Annotated in this window: 17 protein-coding genes and 1 other RNA gene; 14 read left to right on the forward strand and 4 right to left on the reverse strand. The window is 63.3% G+C overall.

Annotation, left to right across the window (positions count from 1 at the left end; genetic code table 11):
- Window positions 1–12: 12 nt before the first annotated feature.
- Window positions 13–687, reverse strand: coding sequence for a c-type cytochrome (locus AB4Z43_RS19865; protein WP_019863032.1), 675 nt, complete (start codon window positions 685–687; stop codon window positions 13–15).
- Window positions 688–880: 193 nt separating this feature from the next.
- On the opposite strand from AB4Z43_RS19865, the gene AB4Z43_RS19870 reads away from it, so the two are divergent.
- Together AB4Z43_RS19870 and AB4Z43_RS19875 are read left to right on the forward strand one after the other, a co-directional pair.
- Window positions 881–1,609, forward strand: coding sequence for a 3-deoxy-manno-octulosonate cytidylyltransferase (locus AB4Z43_RS19870; RefSeq protein WP_441938783.1), 729 nt, complete (start codon window positions 881–883; stop codon window positions 1,607–1,609).
- Between the two features lie 37 nt (window positions 1,610–1,646).
- The gene (locus AB4Z43_RS19875) at window positions 1,647–2,510 is read left to right on the forward strand and encodes a prephenate dehydratase (protein ID WP_441938784.1); all 864 of its coding nucleotides are present in this window, start codon (window positions 1,647–1,649) and stop codon (window positions 2,508–2,510) included.
- Window positions 2,511–2,584: 74 nt separating this feature from the next.
- Here AB4Z43_RS19875 and AB4Z43_RS19880 read toward each other — a convergent pair whose 3' ends face one another.
- From AB4Z43_RS19880 to AB4Z43_RS19890, 3 genes are all read right to left on the reverse strand, one after another.
- The gene (locus AB4Z43_RS19880) at window positions 2,585–2,890 is read right to left on the reverse strand and encodes a Dabb family protein (protein WP_019863036.1); all 306 of its coding nucleotides are present in this window, start codon (window positions 2,888–2,890) and stop codon (window positions 2,585–2,587) included.
- Window positions 2,891–2,911: 21 nt separating this feature from the next.
- The gene (gene nudC, locus AB4Z43_RS19885; protein ID WP_441938785.1) at window positions 2,912–3,859 is read right to left on the reverse strand and encodes an NAD(+) diphosphatase; all 948 of its coding nucleotides are present in this window, start codon (window positions 3,857–3,859) and stop codon (window positions 2,912–2,914) included.
- A gap of 70 nt (window positions 3,860–3,929) precedes the next feature.
- Window positions 3,930–4,349 carry an HIT domain-containing protein gene (locus AB4Z43_RS19890; RefSeq protein WP_019863038.1) on the reverse strand — a complete coding sequence of 140 codons (420 nt, stop codon included), beginning with the start codon at window positions 4,347–4,349 and terminating at the stop codon, window positions 3,930–3,932.
- A gap of 144 nt (window positions 4,350–4,493) precedes the next feature.
- Here AB4Z43_RS19890 and ffs point away from each other — a divergent pair.
- The 12 genes from ffs (at window position 4,494) to AB4Z43_RS19950 (ending at window position 16,133) form a co-directional block, all read left to right on the forward strand.
- Window positions 4,494–4,590, forward strand: an RNA gene (ffs, locus tag AB4Z43_RS19895) — signal recognition particle sRNA small type.
- 103 nt (window positions 4,591–4,693) lie between these two features.
- A complete protein-coding gene (locus AB4Z43_RS19900) occupies window positions 4,694–6,511 on the forward strand; it encodes a DNA polymerase III subunit gamma/tau (RefSeq protein WP_038651993.1) in 1,818 nt (605 codons plus the stop codon).
- Between the two features lie 23 nt (window positions 6,512–6,534).
- Window positions 6,535–6,858: a YbaB/EbfC family nucleoid-associated protein gene (locus tag AB4Z43_RS19905; RefSeq protein WP_019863040.1), complete on the forward strand. Its 324-nt coding sequence runs from the start codon at window positions 6,535–6,537 to the stop codon at window positions 6,856–6,858.
- A gap of 76 nt (window positions 6,859–6,934) precedes the next feature.
- A complete protein-coding gene (locus AB4Z43_RS19910) occupies window positions 6,935–7,342 on the forward strand; it encodes a hypothetical protein (protein ID WP_027047715.1) in 408 nt (135 codons plus the stop codon).
- 229 nt (window positions 7,343–7,571) lie between these two features.
- Window positions 7,572–8,564, forward strand: a complete 993-nt coding sequence (locus AB4Z43_RS19915; protein ID WP_064984597.1) for a cell wall hydrolase — start codon at window positions 7,572–7,574, stop codon at window positions 8,562–8,564.
- A gap of 167 nt (window positions 8,565–8,731) precedes the next feature.
- Window positions 8,732–9,337, forward strand: coding sequence for a recombination mediator RecR (gene recR, locus AB4Z43_RS19920; protein ID WP_019863042.1), 606 nt, complete (start codon window positions 8,732–8,734; stop codon window positions 9,335–9,337).
- A 26-nt stretch (window positions 9,338–9,363) separates the two neighbouring features.
- Window positions 9,364–10,656, forward strand: a complete 1,293-nt coding sequence (locus AB4Z43_RS19925) for a lytic murein transglycosylase (RefSeq protein ID WP_019863043.1) — start codon at window positions 9,364–9,366, stop codon at window positions 10,654–10,656.
- Window positions 10,657–10,916: 260 nt separating this feature from the next.
- A complete protein-coding gene (locus AB4Z43_RS19930; RefSeq protein ID WP_441938786.1) occupies window positions 10,917–12,560 on the forward strand; it encodes an ABC transporter substrate-binding protein in 1,644 nt (547 codons plus the stop codon).
- Between the two features lie 18 nt (window positions 12,561–12,578).
- Window positions 12,579–13,640 (forward strand): ABC transporter permease, encoded by a 1,062-nt coding sequence (locus AB4Z43_RS19935; RefSeq protein ID WP_019863044.1) that lies wholly within the window; start codon window positions 12,579–12,581, stop codon window positions 13,638–13,640.
- Window positions 13,637–14,557, forward strand: a complete 921-nt coding sequence (gene nikC, locus AB4Z43_RS19940; protein WP_019863045.1) for a nickel transporter permease — start codon at window positions 13,637–13,639, stop codon at window positions 14,555–14,557. Before AB4Z43_RS19935 ends, nikC begins: the two co-directional genes overlap by 4 nt.
- Complete coding sequence (locus AB4Z43_RS19945) at window positions 14,554–15,390, forward strand: ABC transporter ATP-binding protein (RefSeq protein WP_064984599.1); 837 nt, start codon at window positions 14,554–14,556, stop codon at window positions 15,388–15,390. Before nikC ends, AB4Z43_RS19945 begins: the two co-directional genes overlap by 4 nt.
- Entirely contained in the window at window positions 15,387–16,133 is a 747-nt protein-coding gene (locus AB4Z43_RS19950; protein ID WP_027047718.1) for an ABC transporter ATP-binding protein, read from the forward strand. The genes AB4Z43_RS19945 and AB4Z43_RS19950 overlap by 4 nt, the downstream gene beginning before the upstream one ends.
- The last annotated feature ends 24 nt before the right edge of the window (window positions 16,134–16,157 follow it).

The raw sequence follows: 16,157 nt of genomic DNA on the forward strand, positions 1-16,157 counted from the left end.
ATGACAATTCGGTTATTTGGCCGGTGCCGCCGGAGCCGCGGGAGCGGCAGGTTTGGCCGGTGCAGCGCCATCAGCCGGCTTCGCCGGAGCGGCGCCATCGGCCGGCTTGGCGGGCGCGCTGGCGTCGGCGGCGGCACCCGGTGCCGGCAGCGGCTTGGGATTGTCCGACAGCGTGCGCAGATAGGCAATGACGTTGGCGCGGTCCTCGTCCTTGGGCAGGCCGGCGAAGCCCATGGCCGTGCCCTTCACGAATTTCTTCGGCGAGGTGATGAAGTGGTTGATGTTGTCGTAGGTCCACTTCTCGGTGCCGCCCTTGGAAAATTCCTTCATGCCGGCCGAATAGGCGAAGCCTTCATGTTCGGCGACAGGACGGTCGACGAGGTCCCACAGATCGGGGCCGACCTTGTTGGGTCCGCCCTTTTCACCGGAATGGCAAGCCTGGCATTTCTTGAAGACGGCAGCACCCGCCTCGACATTGGCAGTCTGCAGCAGATCGGCGATCGGCTTGGCTGCGGCGGCCGGCGCTGCTGCGCCGCCTTCGGCGGGCTCGGCTGCCTCGATGGCGAAACCGGGCTTTTCAGGAGCCGGCGAGGCAAACAGCGCGTCAGATACCAGGCCGACCGAGAAAACGACGAAAACGGTTCCGAGCAATCCGGCGAGCAGTTTGTTGACTTCGTTGGAATCCATACGCCCCTTGCTCCCTTTTCCGGCGGACCGAACCGTCCACTCCGTCCGTCGGTATCGAGACCTGCCCTCCAGAGCCGGTCAAATCGGGCGGAAACTAGGTCTTTTGCTCCGGCGTTGCAACACCTATAAGGGCGCTGCCAGTGAGACTTTTTGCCACTTTTCCCCTCCTCTTTTCGAACGCCTTGCCACAGCGATGTCCACCTTGATCCTGATACCGGCCCGCATGGCCTCCACCCGCCTGCCGGGCAAGCCGCTGGCCGACATATCCGGCGCGCCCATGATCGTCCATGTCGCCCGCCGCGCGGCCGAAGCCGGCCTCGGCCGGGTGGTGGTGGCGACCGACACGCAAAGCGTCGCCGAAGCGGTGCGCGCGCATGGTTTCGAGGCGGTGATGACGCGCATCGACCATGAATCCGGCTCCGACCGCATCCACGAGGCGCTGGCCGCGCTCGATCCCGGACGCAAGGTCGAAACGATCGTCAATGTGCAGGGCGACCTGCCGACCATCGATCCCGGCATCATCGCCGCCTCGCTCAGGCCGTTCGAGAACGCGGCGGTGGATATTGCCACGCTTTGCGTCGAGATTGTCCGCGACGAGGAAAAGACCAACCCGAACGTCGTCAAGATCGTCGGTTCGCCGCTCTCCGGCACACGGCTGAGGGCGCTCTATTTCACCCGCGCCACAGCACCTTGGGGTGAGGGGCCGCTCTATCACCATGTCGGCCTCTACGCCTATCGGCGTGCCGCGCTCGAACGCTTCGTCGCGCTGAAACCGTCGCCGCTGGAGCGCCGCGAGCGGCTGGAGCAGTTGCGGGCGCTGGAAGCCGGCATGCGCATCGACGCCGAGATCGTCCGGTCGCTGCCGCTCGGCGTCGACACGCCGCAAGACCTTGAGCGCGCCCGAACCATCCTTTCAAACTGAGAAATCCCTTCGACACCCGTGAATCGAGACCTGGCCCATGCCTGAAAAGACCAACAGAATATCCTTCCAGGGCGAGCCGGGCGCCAATTCCGACACCGCCTGCCGCAACGTCTATCCCTCGATGGAGCCGTTGCCGTGCCCGACCTTCGAGGATGCGTTCAACGCGGTCGAGACCGGCAAGGCCGACCTCGCCATGATCCCGATCGAGAACACCATCGCCGGACGCGTCGCCGACATCCACCATCTGCTGCCGGAATCGCGGATGCACATCGTCGGCGAATATTTCCTGCCGATCCATTTCCAGCTGATGGTGCTGCCCGGCGTCAAACGCGACGAGATCAAGACCGTGCACAGCCACATCCACGCGCTTGGCCAGTGCCGCAAATACATCCGCAAGAACGGCTGGAAGGCGGTCGTCGCCGGCGATACGGCCGGTGCCGCCAAGATGATCTCCGAGGTCAAGGACCGCACCATGGCCGCGCTGTCGCCGGCGCTGGCCGCGACGCTCTACGGGCTCGATATCATCGAGAAAAATGTCGAGGACACGGACTCCAACGTCACCCGTTTTGTCGTCCTGACCAAGAGCAAGCAATGGGCCGAGCGGCCGTCAGCCGACACCAAGATGATGACGACTTTCATCTTCCGCGTCCGCAACGTGCCGGCGGCCCTCTATAAGGCCATGGGCGGTTTCGCCACCAACGGCATCAACATGACCAAGCTGGAGAGCTACCAGCTCGGCGCCTTCACCGCGACGCTGTTCTACGCCGACATCGAGGGCCATCCCGACGATCCGCTGGTCAAGCTGGCGCTGGACGAGCTTCGCTTCTTCTCCCGCGAAGTGCGGATCCTGGGCGTCTACCCGGCCAGCGAGTCGCGTGAACAGTGGAAAGTGGCTGACTGATTGCCTTGAGCGTGATCGCTGGACAAACGGAAACCGTTTGTCCGAGAAAACCGGTTCCCACTTTACAAGATCATCTAAATCACAGCGCCCAGCGGCACATAGTCGATCTCGAGAAATTTCTCGACCTCAGGCACCCAGCGGTCGCGCACGAAGGCGACATGGTCGGGATGGTCGTTGTATCTGGTGTAGGCTGCCTGGTCGGCGAACTCCATCGAGAAGCCGAATCGATAGTCGTTCTTGGGGCTGATCTGCCGCAATTGCTCGAAATGCGTGACGCCCCGGATCGCCGTCAGGATTTTCTTGGCGTCGACGAGGAACCGCTTTTCCTCGAGCGAGTGCGGTGGGTGCTTCAACGTGAAGACGACGGTGTGACGGATCATTTGTCTCTCCTGCAATGACTTTCAGTATTCGCTGTCGACCCAGGCGCGGATGAGGTGATGCGCGATCGCCCCTTTCGGCGGCGTGACCAGATTGTCGGCATGCTCCCGGGCCAGCATCAGACGCACCTCGTCGCGGCCGAACCAGCGGCAGTCTTCCAACTCGTTGAGGTCGGCCTGGATGTCCTCGTTGAGCGGCTCGCCGAAGCAGCCGATCATCAGCGAATAGGGAAACGGCCAGGGCTGGCTGGCATGGTAGACGACGCGGCCGAGCCGGATGCCGGCTTCCTCCAGCGTTTCGCGGCGCACCGCGGCCTCGATCGTCTCGCCCGGTTCGATGAAGCCGGCAAGCGCCGAATACATGCCCGGCGCGAAATGCCGGCCGCGCCCGAGCAGGCATTTTTCCCGCGTCGCCGTCAGCATGATCGCCACCGGGTCGGTGCGCGGAAAATGCTCGGTGCCGCAATTCGGGCAATGGCGTTTGTAGCCGCCGGCCCGCATTTGCGATTGCGTGCCACATTTGCTGCAGAAACGATGGCTGGCATGCCAGGCGAGCAGGGCCGCCCCTTGCGCCATCGCCCCCGCCGCCGCTTCGTCGATCAGCCCTTGCATGTAGACCGACCGATAGTCGATCGCCTTGACGGTCCCGGGCAGCTGTTCGGCCTCGATTGCGACAGGCATCGCCAGCACCGGCCCCTGTTCGGAAAAGCCGAGCAGCACAGCCCCGGCGAAGGACGGCTTGAAGGGTTCGCTCCCTGCGGCGTCGAACCAGGGATCGAGACTGCCGCTATTACCAAGCTTCAGGTGGAGCCGGCCGCCATTCATCAGCAAAAGCCGCGTCGTTGGATCCGCCAGCGCCTTGTCGACCGAATCGTCGGCTCGATTCTCGGATTGCCGGTCGATCGTATTGCCGGCAAAGCCGACGAACTGGCTCGGCTCGCGCAAAGGCGCGTCAAACAGGCGGAAGCTCATGCGGTCTCTGATGCTTTGGGATGGACATGTCTGGGAATGAACGTGTCTTGGAATAAACACTGGGGAAGGCTTATAGCGCCGCCCTTATGGTTTCGGCAAACCGGCGCAGGTCGGAACGCTGATAGGGCTCGCGCAGGCCATACCCCCACACCGGGCCGGGCCAGCCGGGATCGCCTTCTGACCGAGCGACGATATGGATATGCAGTTGGCGCACTATATTGCCGAGCGCGCCGGTGTTGATCTTGGTGCAGCCGCTGACTTTCTTCAGCGCCTGCGCCACCATATTGGTCTCGAAGGTCAGCATCGCCTGGTCGAGCGGCGTCATGTCGTGGATTTCTTCCGCGCCCGGCCGCTGCGGCACCAAGACCAGCCATGGCCAGCGGCGATCGTTCATCACCCGCAATTCGCACAGCCCAAGCCACATCAACTGCTCGCTGTCCGCCTCCAGCCGGGCATCCAGCGTGAATCCGGCCTTCAGGCCCGGCAACATCGGCGTTTCCCTTGCTTTTCTTGGTTTCTTCAAACCATGAACGCTAGAGCGGCTGCATCGGGGCTGCAAGCAAATCTCTTGTGTGATCGCGCCGATTTGCCTGCGCACTTGCATTTCGTCGCGCAATTGCCGATATGGACAGCGGGAGGTTGGTGGTGGACGATCCACTCGCCAACCGGGTCAGGTCCGGAAGGAAGCAGCCCTAACGAGCCCGGAACGGGTCATTGTTCCAGCCTCCCACCTCATCGGCCCTCCTCGCGACATTGACGACGCATTGCAGCGCGGGCGAGACTATGCGCAGGAACGGCGCCTTGGGGCGCGGCCTTTTGGAGCTTAACGGGCGAATGAGCGAAGCCGGAAATTCGGGGCCAAAAAGCCCGGAGAATGGAAAGGCCGCCGCCTACCGCGTGCTGGCGCGCAAATACCGTCCTTCGAATTTTTCCGAGCTGGTCGGCCAAGAACCGATGGTTCGCACCCTCACCAACGCCTTTGCCACGGGCCGCATAGCCCAGGCCTGGATGCTGACCGGCGTGCGCGGTGTCGGCAAGACCACCACGGCGCGTATCCTGGCACGGGCGCTGAACTACAAGACCGCGACCGTCGACCAGCCTTCCGTCGACCTCGCCGTGCTCGGCGAGCATTGCCAGGCGATCATGGAAGGCCGCCATGTCGACGTCATCGAGATGGACGCCGCCTCGCACACCGGCATCGACGACATCAGGGACATCATCGAGCGCGTGCGCTATGCGCCGGTCGCGGCCCGCTACAAGGTCTACATCATCGACGAAGTGCACATGCTGTCGACGCAGGCCTTCAACGGCCTGCTGAAAACGCTGGAAGAGCCGCCGCCGCACGTCAAATTCATTTTCGCCACCACCGAAATCCGCAAGGTTCCGATCACCGTCCTGTCGCGCTGCCAGCGCTTTGACCTCAGGCGCATCGACGCCGGCGCGCTGGTCGCGCATCTCTCCTCGATCGCCGACAAGGAAGGCATTTCGGTCGACGACGACGCGCTGGCGATGATCGCGCGCGCGGCCGAAGGCTCGGCTCGCGATTCGCTCTCCATCCTCGACCAGGCGATCGCGCACGGAGCCGGCGCCGTCAGCGCCGAAGCGGTGCGGGCCATGCTGGGCCTGGCCGACCGCGCCCGCATCGTCGACTTGTTCGAACATGTGATGAAGGGCGACGTGGCGGCGGCACTCGCCGAATTCCGCACGCAATACGACACCGGCGCCGATCCGGCTGCCGTGCTGACCGATCTTGCCGAATTCAACCATCTCGTCACCCGGTTGCGTTTCGTGCCGACCGCCATGGACGATGCATCGCTGTCGCAGGACGAGCGCCAGCGCGGCGCTGATTTCGCCAGGGCGCTGTCGGTCCGCGTGCTGTCGCGGACCTGGCAGATGTTGCTCAAGGGCATTCCCGAGGTGCAGTCCTCCAACCGGCCGGTCAGTGCCGCCGAAATGGTGTTGATCCGGCTGGCGCACGCCGCCGACCTGCCGACTCTGGACGAGGCGTTGCGATCACTGGACGGGGCAGCAACAGCTCAGAATGGCGCACCGCGCCCGAATGGCGCCCCTGCCGGTCCTGGCAATGGCGGCGCGGCCAGCGCGGTGGCGCAGGCGCGCATGCCATCCGGTTCCGGTGGCGCGCAGACCATGCGGCTGGTCGAGGCCTCGCCGGCGCCGGCCGCCTTCGTCGCACCGCCCGCGCCGGTTTCCGAGCCACAGCAGGTGCCGGTCAGGTCGCTGGCCGACATCGTTGCGCTTGCCGACGCGCAGCGGGACATAGCCTTCAAGGTGCTGGTCAAGCGTTGCATCCGTCCCGTCCGCTTCGAGCCTGGCCGCATCGACGTCAGCCTGACCGACGATGCGCCCAAGCTGCTGCTCAACGACCTGACGACGAAACTGCGCGCCTGGACCGGCCGCAACTGGCTGGTGTCGCTGTCGAAGGAAGAGGGCGGCCAGACACTAGCCGAAATGGAATCGACCAAGCGCGAAAATGCCTTCCTCGATGCCAAGAGCGATCCGACTGTCGCCGCCATCCTGGCGCGCTTTCCCGGCGCCAAGATCATCGACGTGCGCATTCCCGACGCGCCGGAGGCAGACGCGACCGAAGCCGAAGTGCCGGTCGAGCCGCCGGCGGATGATGACGAGACCTGATAAACCAAGACAAGGATCGGACCATGAAAGATCTTCTCGGCCTGATGGGTAAGGCGAAGGAAATGCAGGCCAAGTTCCAGGCCATGCAGGATGAGATCGCTACGGTCGAATCCGTCGGCCAGGCCGGCGGTGGCCTGGTCAGCGTCACCTTGAGTGGTAAGTTCGAGATGAAGTCGCTGAAGATCGACCCGTCTTTGTTCAAGGAGGACGAGGTCGAGATCCTCGAGGATCTGATTCTGGCCGCCCACAACGACGCCAAGGCCAAGGTCGAGCAGATCATGCAGGAAAAGACCAAGGCGCTGACTGCTGGCCTGCCGATCCCGCCGGGAATGAAACTGCCGTTCTGATGCGTCTCGCCCAAGACCGTGCAGCGGTTTTGGGGCAACGGCATGCATGAAAGTTTAACTCAGCGGCGATGCGCCCATGACCGAAGAGCCGTCCGAAAGACTGATCGAGCAACGTATCCGCAACAGGATCTACGAGATTCTGGAAATTCTGGCCGATTGCGATGCCGGCGTCGATATTGTCGGCATCAAGGGCTACTTCTACCTGTTCGAGGATTTCGTGCACCGGCCGTCGATCGAGGCCGGCACGTCGGCGCTTTCGAAGGACGAGCGCGCTGTCGTGCTGGAGATCGCCGAATTCCTCGAGGCGGCCTCCGAAACAAATCCCGATTTCACCAAAGCCGAATTCATCGACAGCGACTGGCCGGGCAAGATCGCGCCGGCGGCCAGGGACGCGCGGGCGCTGTTTCTCAGGCGCGGCCTGTTTTCAGAGAAATTCGAGGAGCTCGAGCCTGGTCAGCCGGCTGCGATTGCGGCCGGGCGGTAGCGATTCCCCGGACAAACGGGACGCAGTTTGCCCTCGGCAATTGCGGCGAAACCAAGAGAGAGCGGTCATCGCTTTCGTGAAATGACGGCTCGATCTATCTGGAAAGGCTCAAAATTGTGCCTTTTCGGCAACAGTACGTTGTTAATAACGTTTTGGCCATCATTTTGCCCGAAAGTGTCTCATTCTTGCCGCAGCCTGGGGGCGGGCATCGAAGTGAGAGGGTAACCTGTTGATCGTTACGCGATGGAAGACGCCGCTGTTGCTCGGCGTCATCACGTCTCCCCTGTTTTTGGCTGCCTGCAGCCAGACCACTTCGCACGGCATGTCTGTTGCAGGCCTGACAGATGCCATCACGCCGAGCTTCCTGACGTCGCGCGCCTCCAGCCACTCGCCGAAGGACAGGGAGTGCCTGGAAAGGGCGATGTTCTTCGAATCCAACCGCTCGAGCCGCGATGGCATGATCGCTGTCGGCACCGTGGTCATGAACCGGTTGCGCTCCGGCAACCACGGCAGCACCATCTGCCAGGTGGTCGGCGAGCCGGGGCAATTCGCGCCGGGCGTCATGACCAGGCCGATGAATTCGCGCGCCATGCCCGATGTCGAGGAAGCGGCCGATGCAGTGCTCAAGGGCGAGCGCAAGGCCAAGCTGAAGAACACGATGTATTTCCACACGGCGGGTCTGCGCTTCCCCTACAAGAACATGCACTACACCATGGTTGCCGGCGGCAATGCTTTCTACGAGAAGCGCGGCCGCAACTGGCAGCCGCTGCCGGATGAACCAATGGTGGCGGTTGCCTCGGCCGGGTCCGAGATCGTGAAACCGGCCGCGCCGGTGACGATGGTTGCCTCGGCCGAGCCGGCGCGCCCCGCCAAAACGTCCCGGACCGCTCCGGCGCAGCAGGTCTTCATGACCGCCGCCGCGGAACCGGCTCGCCAGCTCAAGACCAAGACCGCCCCGGCTCAAGAGACCTTTATGACCGCGGCTGCGGCGCCCGCGGCGAAGTCGGCGCGCGTGGCCGTGAAGCCGACAATGGTCGCGATGCAGGAGCCGATGGAAGAACCGGATGCCGCCCGTTTCGGCGGAACCTTGAACACCCGCGTCATTTCCTCGGTTCAGGGTGCGCCGCAAGAGGCGGCGATGGGATTCCAGTCGACGCCTGAGAACACCGACGCCATCGGTGCGATGATCGTCAGCCAGTCTCGACCGCTCGAGGTCAACTGATTCGTACCGCCACGGCTTCGCGTGGCAGCATGGCGACCATGCGCGAACGCGGGATGTTCCAAAGCGCTCCAATATTTGTTTTGACGCAATTCCCATGGGAAAGCGCTTTGCGCTTTTCCCGGGAAAACCGCTTCGCACTTTTCCTGAAATTGCTCTAGATCAGAGCAATGTCCAAGCGAATCGCCGGTCCCGAGATCGAACGCCTGATCCAGCTCCTGGCCAAGGTGCCGGGGCTCGGGCCCCGTTCGGCCAGGCGCGCTGCCCTGCATCTGATCAAGAAGAAGGAACAGCTGCTGTCGCCGCTCGCCGCCGCCATGGGCGAGGCGGCCGACAAGGTGCGCATCTGTTCAACTTGCGGCAATGTCGACACATCGGACCCTTGCATGATCTGCACTGATCCGCGCCGCGACGCCGCCACCCTCATCGTCGTCGAGGACGTCTCGGATCTCTGGGCGTTGGAGCGGGCAGCCGCCATGAACGTGCGCTACCATGTGCTCGGCGGCACGCTGTCGCCGCTCGACGGCATCGGCCCCGACCAGCTCAACATCCGCTCGTTGATCGACCGCGTCGCCGGCGGCGAGGTCAAGGAGATCATCCTCGCCGTCAACGCAACGGTCGAGGGCCAGACCACCGCGCACTACCTCACCGACCAGCTGTCCGGCTTCGACATCAAGGTGACGAGGCTGGCGCATGGCGTACCGGTCGGCGGTGAACTCGACTATCTCGACGAGGGCACGCTCGCCGCCGCGCTGCGCTCACGGACGGCGTTTTGACGCAATTAGCGGGAAGGGTGCGGATCATGATTGTTGCGCGCCCTTCGAGGCTGGTGCCAAGCACCGATACTGAACGCGGACTTCGCCAGCTCTGTCTGGCATTTTTCCTGGCTGCGCTTGCCTTCCTCGTCTTTTCTGCCCCCGCCTCGGCCGCCAAGATCGACGACCAATTCCGCGCCTGGCTGCAGAACGACCTCTGGCCCGAGGCCAAGGCCAAAGGCATTTCCAAGCAGACATTCGATGCCGCCTTCGATGGCATAAAGCCCAATCTGAAGCTACCCGACCTTGTCATGCCCGGCGAGAAGCCGAAGACGCCGCAGAAGCAGCATCAGGCCGAGTTCGGCTCGCCCGGCGCCTATTTCGCCGAGAAGACGGTTCGTGCGGTGACGTCAGGCGGCCGCGCGCGCGAAGCCGCCAACGCCAGGACGCTTGCCGCGATTGAAAAGCGCTATGGCGTGCCCGGCGAGATCCTCCTGGCGATCTGGGGCCGTGAGACCGGCTTCGGCGCGGCAAAGATGCCTTACGACGCCTTCGAGGTTCTCGGCACCAAGGCATTCATGTCGACGAAGCAGGATTTCTTCCGCACCGAGCTTTTGGCCGCGCTGGAAATCGTCCAACGCGGACTGGCCCCGGTCGGCGCGATGAAATCGTCCTGGGCCGGTGCGCTTGGCCAGCCGCAATTCATGCCGACCTCCTTTCTCAAGCATGCCGTGGATTTCGACGGCGATGGACGTGTCGACATCTGGAATTCGACGCCCGACGTGCTCGCCTCGATCGCCAATTATCTCGTCCATTATGGCTGGGTGAGGGGACGCGGCTGGGGTTTCGAGGTGACCGTACCCGAGAGCGTCTCCTGCTCGCTGGAAGGTCCCGATCAGGGCAAGAAGATCTCTGAGTGGGCTGGTATGGGCATCAAGCGAGTCGGCGGCAAGCCGTTTGCGGCGAGCGAGTTGAAGGCGCAGGGCTTCCTGCTCATGCCGGCCGGCCGCAGCGGGCCGGCTTTCATCGCCACCCCCAATTTCTATGTGCTGAAGGAATACAACACCAGCGACCTCTATGCGCTGTTCATCGGCCACGGCGCCGACCGCATTGCGCATGGCGACCAGAATTTTTCCGGCAGCTGGGGTCCGGTCGGCGATCTCCATCGCTCCGACATCGCCGCCCTGCAGCGGGCGCTGGAGGCCAAGGGCTATGATGTCGGCAGCGCCGACGGCCTGCCGGGCTTCAAGACCCGCCGTTCGATCGGCAAGTGGCAGGCCAAGAATGGCCAGGCCGCGACCTGCTTTCCCGATGCGGGCCTGGTCACCGCGCTGAAATAACTCAAAAATTGGCAGATCTTTCTCGTTCGGCTGCCTCGATCGGTCGGCGTATGCGTCGACGCGCCATCCGCCATTCGCCTTCAATAGGCCGTTCTGCAAATGCTCGTTGCCCGTCACAAAGTGGCCGGATATGCTGTTGACCAATTGGACAAAAACCACGACGGTAAGGGGTTAGAGGCCGTCCTTTGGCCCCGACAAGAATTCTACAATCCTGAGCCGGGAACTCAGGTCAACAACCAACAAAACAGGGAACAATCACCATGATGATGGAAAAGTTTGCTCTTCGCTCGCGTGCCTTGCTAGCGGGCGCGGCGGTGTCCGCGCTGCTTATTGGCGCAGCACCCGCCTTCGCCGTCACACCCGCCGACACGCTGGTCGAGGGCTTCGCCATCGACGACATCATCTCCATGGATCCGGGCGAAGCGTTCGAACTGTCGACCGCCGAAGTCACCGGCAACACCTATGACCTGCTGGTCCGTCTCGACCTCAGCGACACCTCCAAGGTCAAGCCAGATCTCGCAGAGAGCTGGACCGTCTCCGACGATGGCCTGACCTATACGTTCAAGCTCAAGCCAGGCCTCAAATTCGCCTCGGGCAATCCGATCACCGCGGCCGACGTCGCCTATTCGTTCGAGCGCGCCGTCAAGCTGGACAAGAGCCCGGCCTTCATCATCGACCAGTTCGGCATCAGCGGCGACAACGTCACCGAAAAGGCCAAGGCAATCGACGACACCACCTTCCAGTTCACCGTCGACAAGGCCTATGCGCCGAGCTTCGTGCTGAACTGCCTGTCGGCCACGGTCGCTTCCGTTGTCGACGCCAAGCTGGTCAAGGAGCATGTCGCCGCGGTGACGCCGAGCGCCGACTACAAATGGGACAATGACTTCGGCAATGCCTGGCTGAAGACCGGCTATGCCGGCTCCGGCGCCTACAAGCTGCGCGAATGGCGCGCCAACGAAGCCGTCGTCATGGAGCGCAACGACAATTATCACGGTGAAAAGGCCAAGCTCGCCCGCGTCATCTACCGCAACATGAAGGAAAGCTCGGCCCAGCGCCTGGCGCTCGAAGCCGGCGACATCGACGTTGCCCGCAACCTCGAGCCGAACGACCTCGAMGCCATCGCCAAGAACGCCGATCTCACCACCACCAGCGCGCCGAAGGGCACGGTCTATTACATCAGCCTGAACCAGAAGAACCCGAACCTCGCCAAGCCCGAGGTTCGCCAGGCCTTCAAATACCTGGTCGACTACGATGCGCTGAGCTCGACCATCCTCAAGGGTATCGGCGAAATCCACCAGTCATTCCTGCCCAAGGGCGATCTCGGGGCCATCGACACCAATCCCTTCAAGCTCGACGTTGCCAAAGCCAAGGAATTGCTGGCCAAGGCCGGCCTGGCCGACGGCTTCAGCGTCACCATGGACGTACGCACCGGCCAGCCGACGACCGGAATGGCCGAATCGATCCAGCAGACGCTCGGCCAGGCCGGCATCAAGCTGGAGATCATTCCAGGTGACGGCAAGCAGACGCTGACCAAGTACCGCGCCCGCAACCATGACATCTATATCGGCAATTGGGGCCAGGATTATTTCGATCCGAACTCCAACGCCCAGACCTTCGCCTCCAACCCCGACAATTCGGATGCCGGCAAGTCGCACACGCTCGCCTGGCGCAATTCCTGGGACATTTCGGACCTGACCAAGGAAACCGAAGCGGCACTGCTGGAGAAGGATGCAGGCAAGCGGGCTGATATGTACAAGGATTTGCAGCAGAAGATCCTCGACACCAGCCCCTTCGTCATCATCCATCAGCAATTGGAAGTGGCCGGGCTGCGCAAGAACCTCAAGGGCTTCGCGCTTGGTCCGAGCTTCGACAGCAACTTCGTCGGCCCGGTCTCGAAAGAATAAAGCCGACGGACGCGCCGCATGAGCGCGATTGAAAACGAGAGCGGGCGCGGCAGTGCCCGCGCGGTCGCCATTGCCTCGGCGATCGGCCGTTTCCTGGTCATCGCGGTCACGACCTATCTTGGTCTTCTCGCGGTGACCTTCTTCATCGGCCGTGTCATCCCGATCGATCCGGTGCTGGCGGTGCTCGGCGATCGGGCGCCTCTCAATGTCGTGGAGCGCACGCGCCGCGAGATGGGCCTCGACCTGCCGCTGATCGAACAGTTCTACATCTATGTGAAAAATGCCCTGAACGGTGATTTCGGCACATCGGTGCTGACCACCAACCCGGTCATGACTGACATTCGCCGCGCCCTTCCAGCAACGACGGAACTGGCGACGCTGGGGACACTGATCGGTGCGCTGTTCGGCGTGCCGCTCGGCGTGCTGGCCGCGGTCAGGCGCGGCAGCATCATCGATCAGATCGTGCGCGTCATTGGCCTGATCGGCTATTCCGTGCCGATCTTCTGGCTCGGCCTGCTTGGCCTCGTCCTGTTCTACGCCAAATTGCAATGGGTGGCTTTTCCGGCTCGGCTCGATGTCGTCTACGAATACACCTTCACGCCGATCACCGGTTTCTACCTTCTCGATTCGGCGATGCAGGGTCAGTGGGATGTCTTCTGGGATGCCTTCCGCCACATCATCTTGCCGGCCTCGCTGCTCGGCTATTTCTCGCTCGCCTATATCAGCCGCATGACGCGCTCGTTCATGCTCAACGAACTTGCGCAGGAATACATCGTCGCCGCCCGCGCCAAGGGCCTGTCGGAAACCCGCATCATCTGGGGCCACGCGCTACGCAATGCCGCGGTGCCGATGGTGACGGTGATCGCGCTCTCCTATGCTGGGTTGCTCGAAGGCTCGGTGCTGACCGAGACTGTCTTCTCCTGGCCGGGCATCGGCCTCTACATTACCAACTCGCTGCAGAACGCCGATATGAATGCCGTCCTTGGCGGCACCATCGTCATCGGTTCGGTGTTCATCGCCATCAACCTTCTGTCGGATCTTCTCTACCGCGTGCTGGACCCGAGGACGAAGACAGGATGAGCGCAGACACCATCCAGAGCCGTCGCGACTGGCTGCTCAGCGAGCGGCCGGCCTCGCGCATGCAGGCTAGGCTCGGACGCGCCTATGTCGCGTGGCGGCGTTTCTCGGCCAACCGGCTGGCTTTTGTCGGCCTGCTGATCATCATCGCCTTGCTGGTCATCGCAGCCCTTGCCGGCGTGCTGGCGCCCTATTCGCCGACCTTCGGTGATCTCAAGAATTCCCGGCTGCTGGCGCCCAGCGCCGAGCACTGGTTCGGCACGGACGACCTCGGCCGCGATATCCTTTCGCGCATCCTCTACGGTTCGCGCTGGACGCTCTATGTCGTCATCCTGGTCGCCATCATCGCCGCCCCCATCGGCCTGCTGGTGGGCACCGTCGCCGGTTACGCCGGCGGCTGGACCGATGCCATCCTGATGCGCATCACCGACATCTTCCTCGCCTTCCCCAAGCTGGTTCTGGCGCTGGCCTTTGTCGCTGCCCTCGGCCCCGGCATCGAAAACGCGGTGCTGGCGATAGCCATCACCTCATGGCCTCCTTACGCTCGAATTGCTCGCGCGGAAACGCTGACGGTGCGCAATTCCGATTACATCAAGGCTGTGCAGCTGATGGGCGCGTCGCCCTTCCGCATCGTGCTGCGCCACATCATGCCGCTCTGCATCTCCTCGCTGATCGTCCGGGTGACGCTCGACATGGCCGGCATCATCCTCACCGCCGCTGGCCTCGGCTTCCTCGGCCTCGGCGCGCAGCCGCCGCTGCCTGAGTGGGGCACGATGATCGCGTCGGGCCGCCGCTTCATCCTCGATCAATGGTGGGTGGCCGGCGCGCCGGGCTTCGCCATTCTCATCGTCAGCCTCGGCTTCAACCTGCTCGGCGACGGCCTGCGCGATGCCCTCGATCCCCGGAGCGGTGACCAATGAGCGGCACACTGCTTGAAGTCGACGACCTTCGGGTCGATTTTCCGACCCGAACCGGCCTGGTCCAGGCCGTGCGCGGTGTGTCCTTCACGCTCGGCCGCGAGCGGCTCGGCATTGTCGGCGAAAGCGGCTCGGGAAAATCGCAGACCGGCCGCGCCATCATGGGCCTGACGCCGCCGCAGGCCAGGATATCGGCCAGGAAACTGGCCTTCGACGGCATTGACCTGCTCGGCATCTCGCCGCGCCAGCGCCGGGCATTGCGGGGCAACCGCATCGCCATGATCCTCCAGGATCCGAAATACTCGCTCGACCCGGTGATGAGCATCGGCCGCCAGATCGTCGAGACGCTGCGCACCCACGAAAAAGTCAGCAAGGCCGAAGCGCGCGAGCGCGCGCTGGCCATGCTGGAAGCGGTCCAGATCCGCGATCCCAAACGCGTCTTCGACCTGCATCCGCATGAGGTCTCAGGCGGCATGGGCCAGCGCGCCATGATCGCCATGATGCTGATCGCCGGGCCGGAAATGATGATTGCCGACGAGCCGACCTCGGCGCTCGACGTCACCGTGCAACTCGACGTGCTCGGCATCCTCGATAAATTGGTCAGCGATCGCGGCATGGGGCTGATCTTCATTTCGCACGATCTGCGCCTGGTCTCGTCCTTCTGCGACCGCGTCATCGTCATGTATGCCGGCAAGGTGGTCGAGCAGCTAAAGGCCTCCGAACTCGGCCAGGCCCAGCATCCCTACACACGCGGCCTGCTCAACTGCATGCCCAGGATCGGCTTCGAGCGCCACCCGCTGCCGGTGCTCGACCGCAAGCCGGAGTGGGCGGCATGACAGCTGCGATCACCGTCGACGGGCTGGAAGTGATCTTCGACCGGTTTCGCGCGCTGAAAGGCGTCAGCCTCGAAGTCAGGTCAGGCGAATCCTTCGGCCTGGTCGGCGAGAGTGGTTCCGGCAAGTCGACGCTGCTCAGGGCGATCGCCGGCCTCGCGCCGGTCGCATCGGGCAGCATCACCGTCAACGGCAAGACGCTCGGCACGCGCCGCGACAAGGCCTTTTATCGCGAAGTGCAGATGGTCTTCCAGGATCCCTATGGCTCGCTGCACCCGCGCCAGACCGTCGACCGCCTGCTGCAGGAACCGCTTGCCATCCACGGCTTTGCCGATGGCGAGAAGCGCATCGAACGCGCGCTCGACGAGGTCGGCCTCGGCAACGGCTTTCGCTTCCGCTACGCGCATCAGTTGTCGGGCGGCCAGCGCCAGCGCGTGGCGATCGCACGTGCGCTCATCCTCGAACCCTCGATCCTGCTGCTCGACGAGCCGACCTCGGCGCTGGATGCCTCGGTGCAGGCGGAAGTGCTCAACCTTTTGGAAGAGGTCCGCCGACGGCGCAAGCTGACCTTCCTGATGGTCAGCCACGACCTCGCCATCATCACCCATATGTGCGAGCGGCTGATGGTGATGCAAAGCGGCGAGGCGGTCGAGAATCTCACGGCGGCCCAACTTGTCGCGCACCGCGTGACAGAGGATTATACGCGCAATCTGCTCAGGGCCAGCGAGGGGTTTGTGAGGGCGTAGCCAAGCTTTTAAATCGACTTCCTT

Origin of the sequence: Mesorhizobium sp. 2RAF45, from assembly GCF_052115225.1 — a bacterium.
GTDB classification, from domain to species: domain Bacteria; phylum Pseudomonadota; class Alphaproteobacteria; order Rhizobiales; family Rhizobiaceae; genus Mesorhizobium; species Mesorhizobium jarvisii.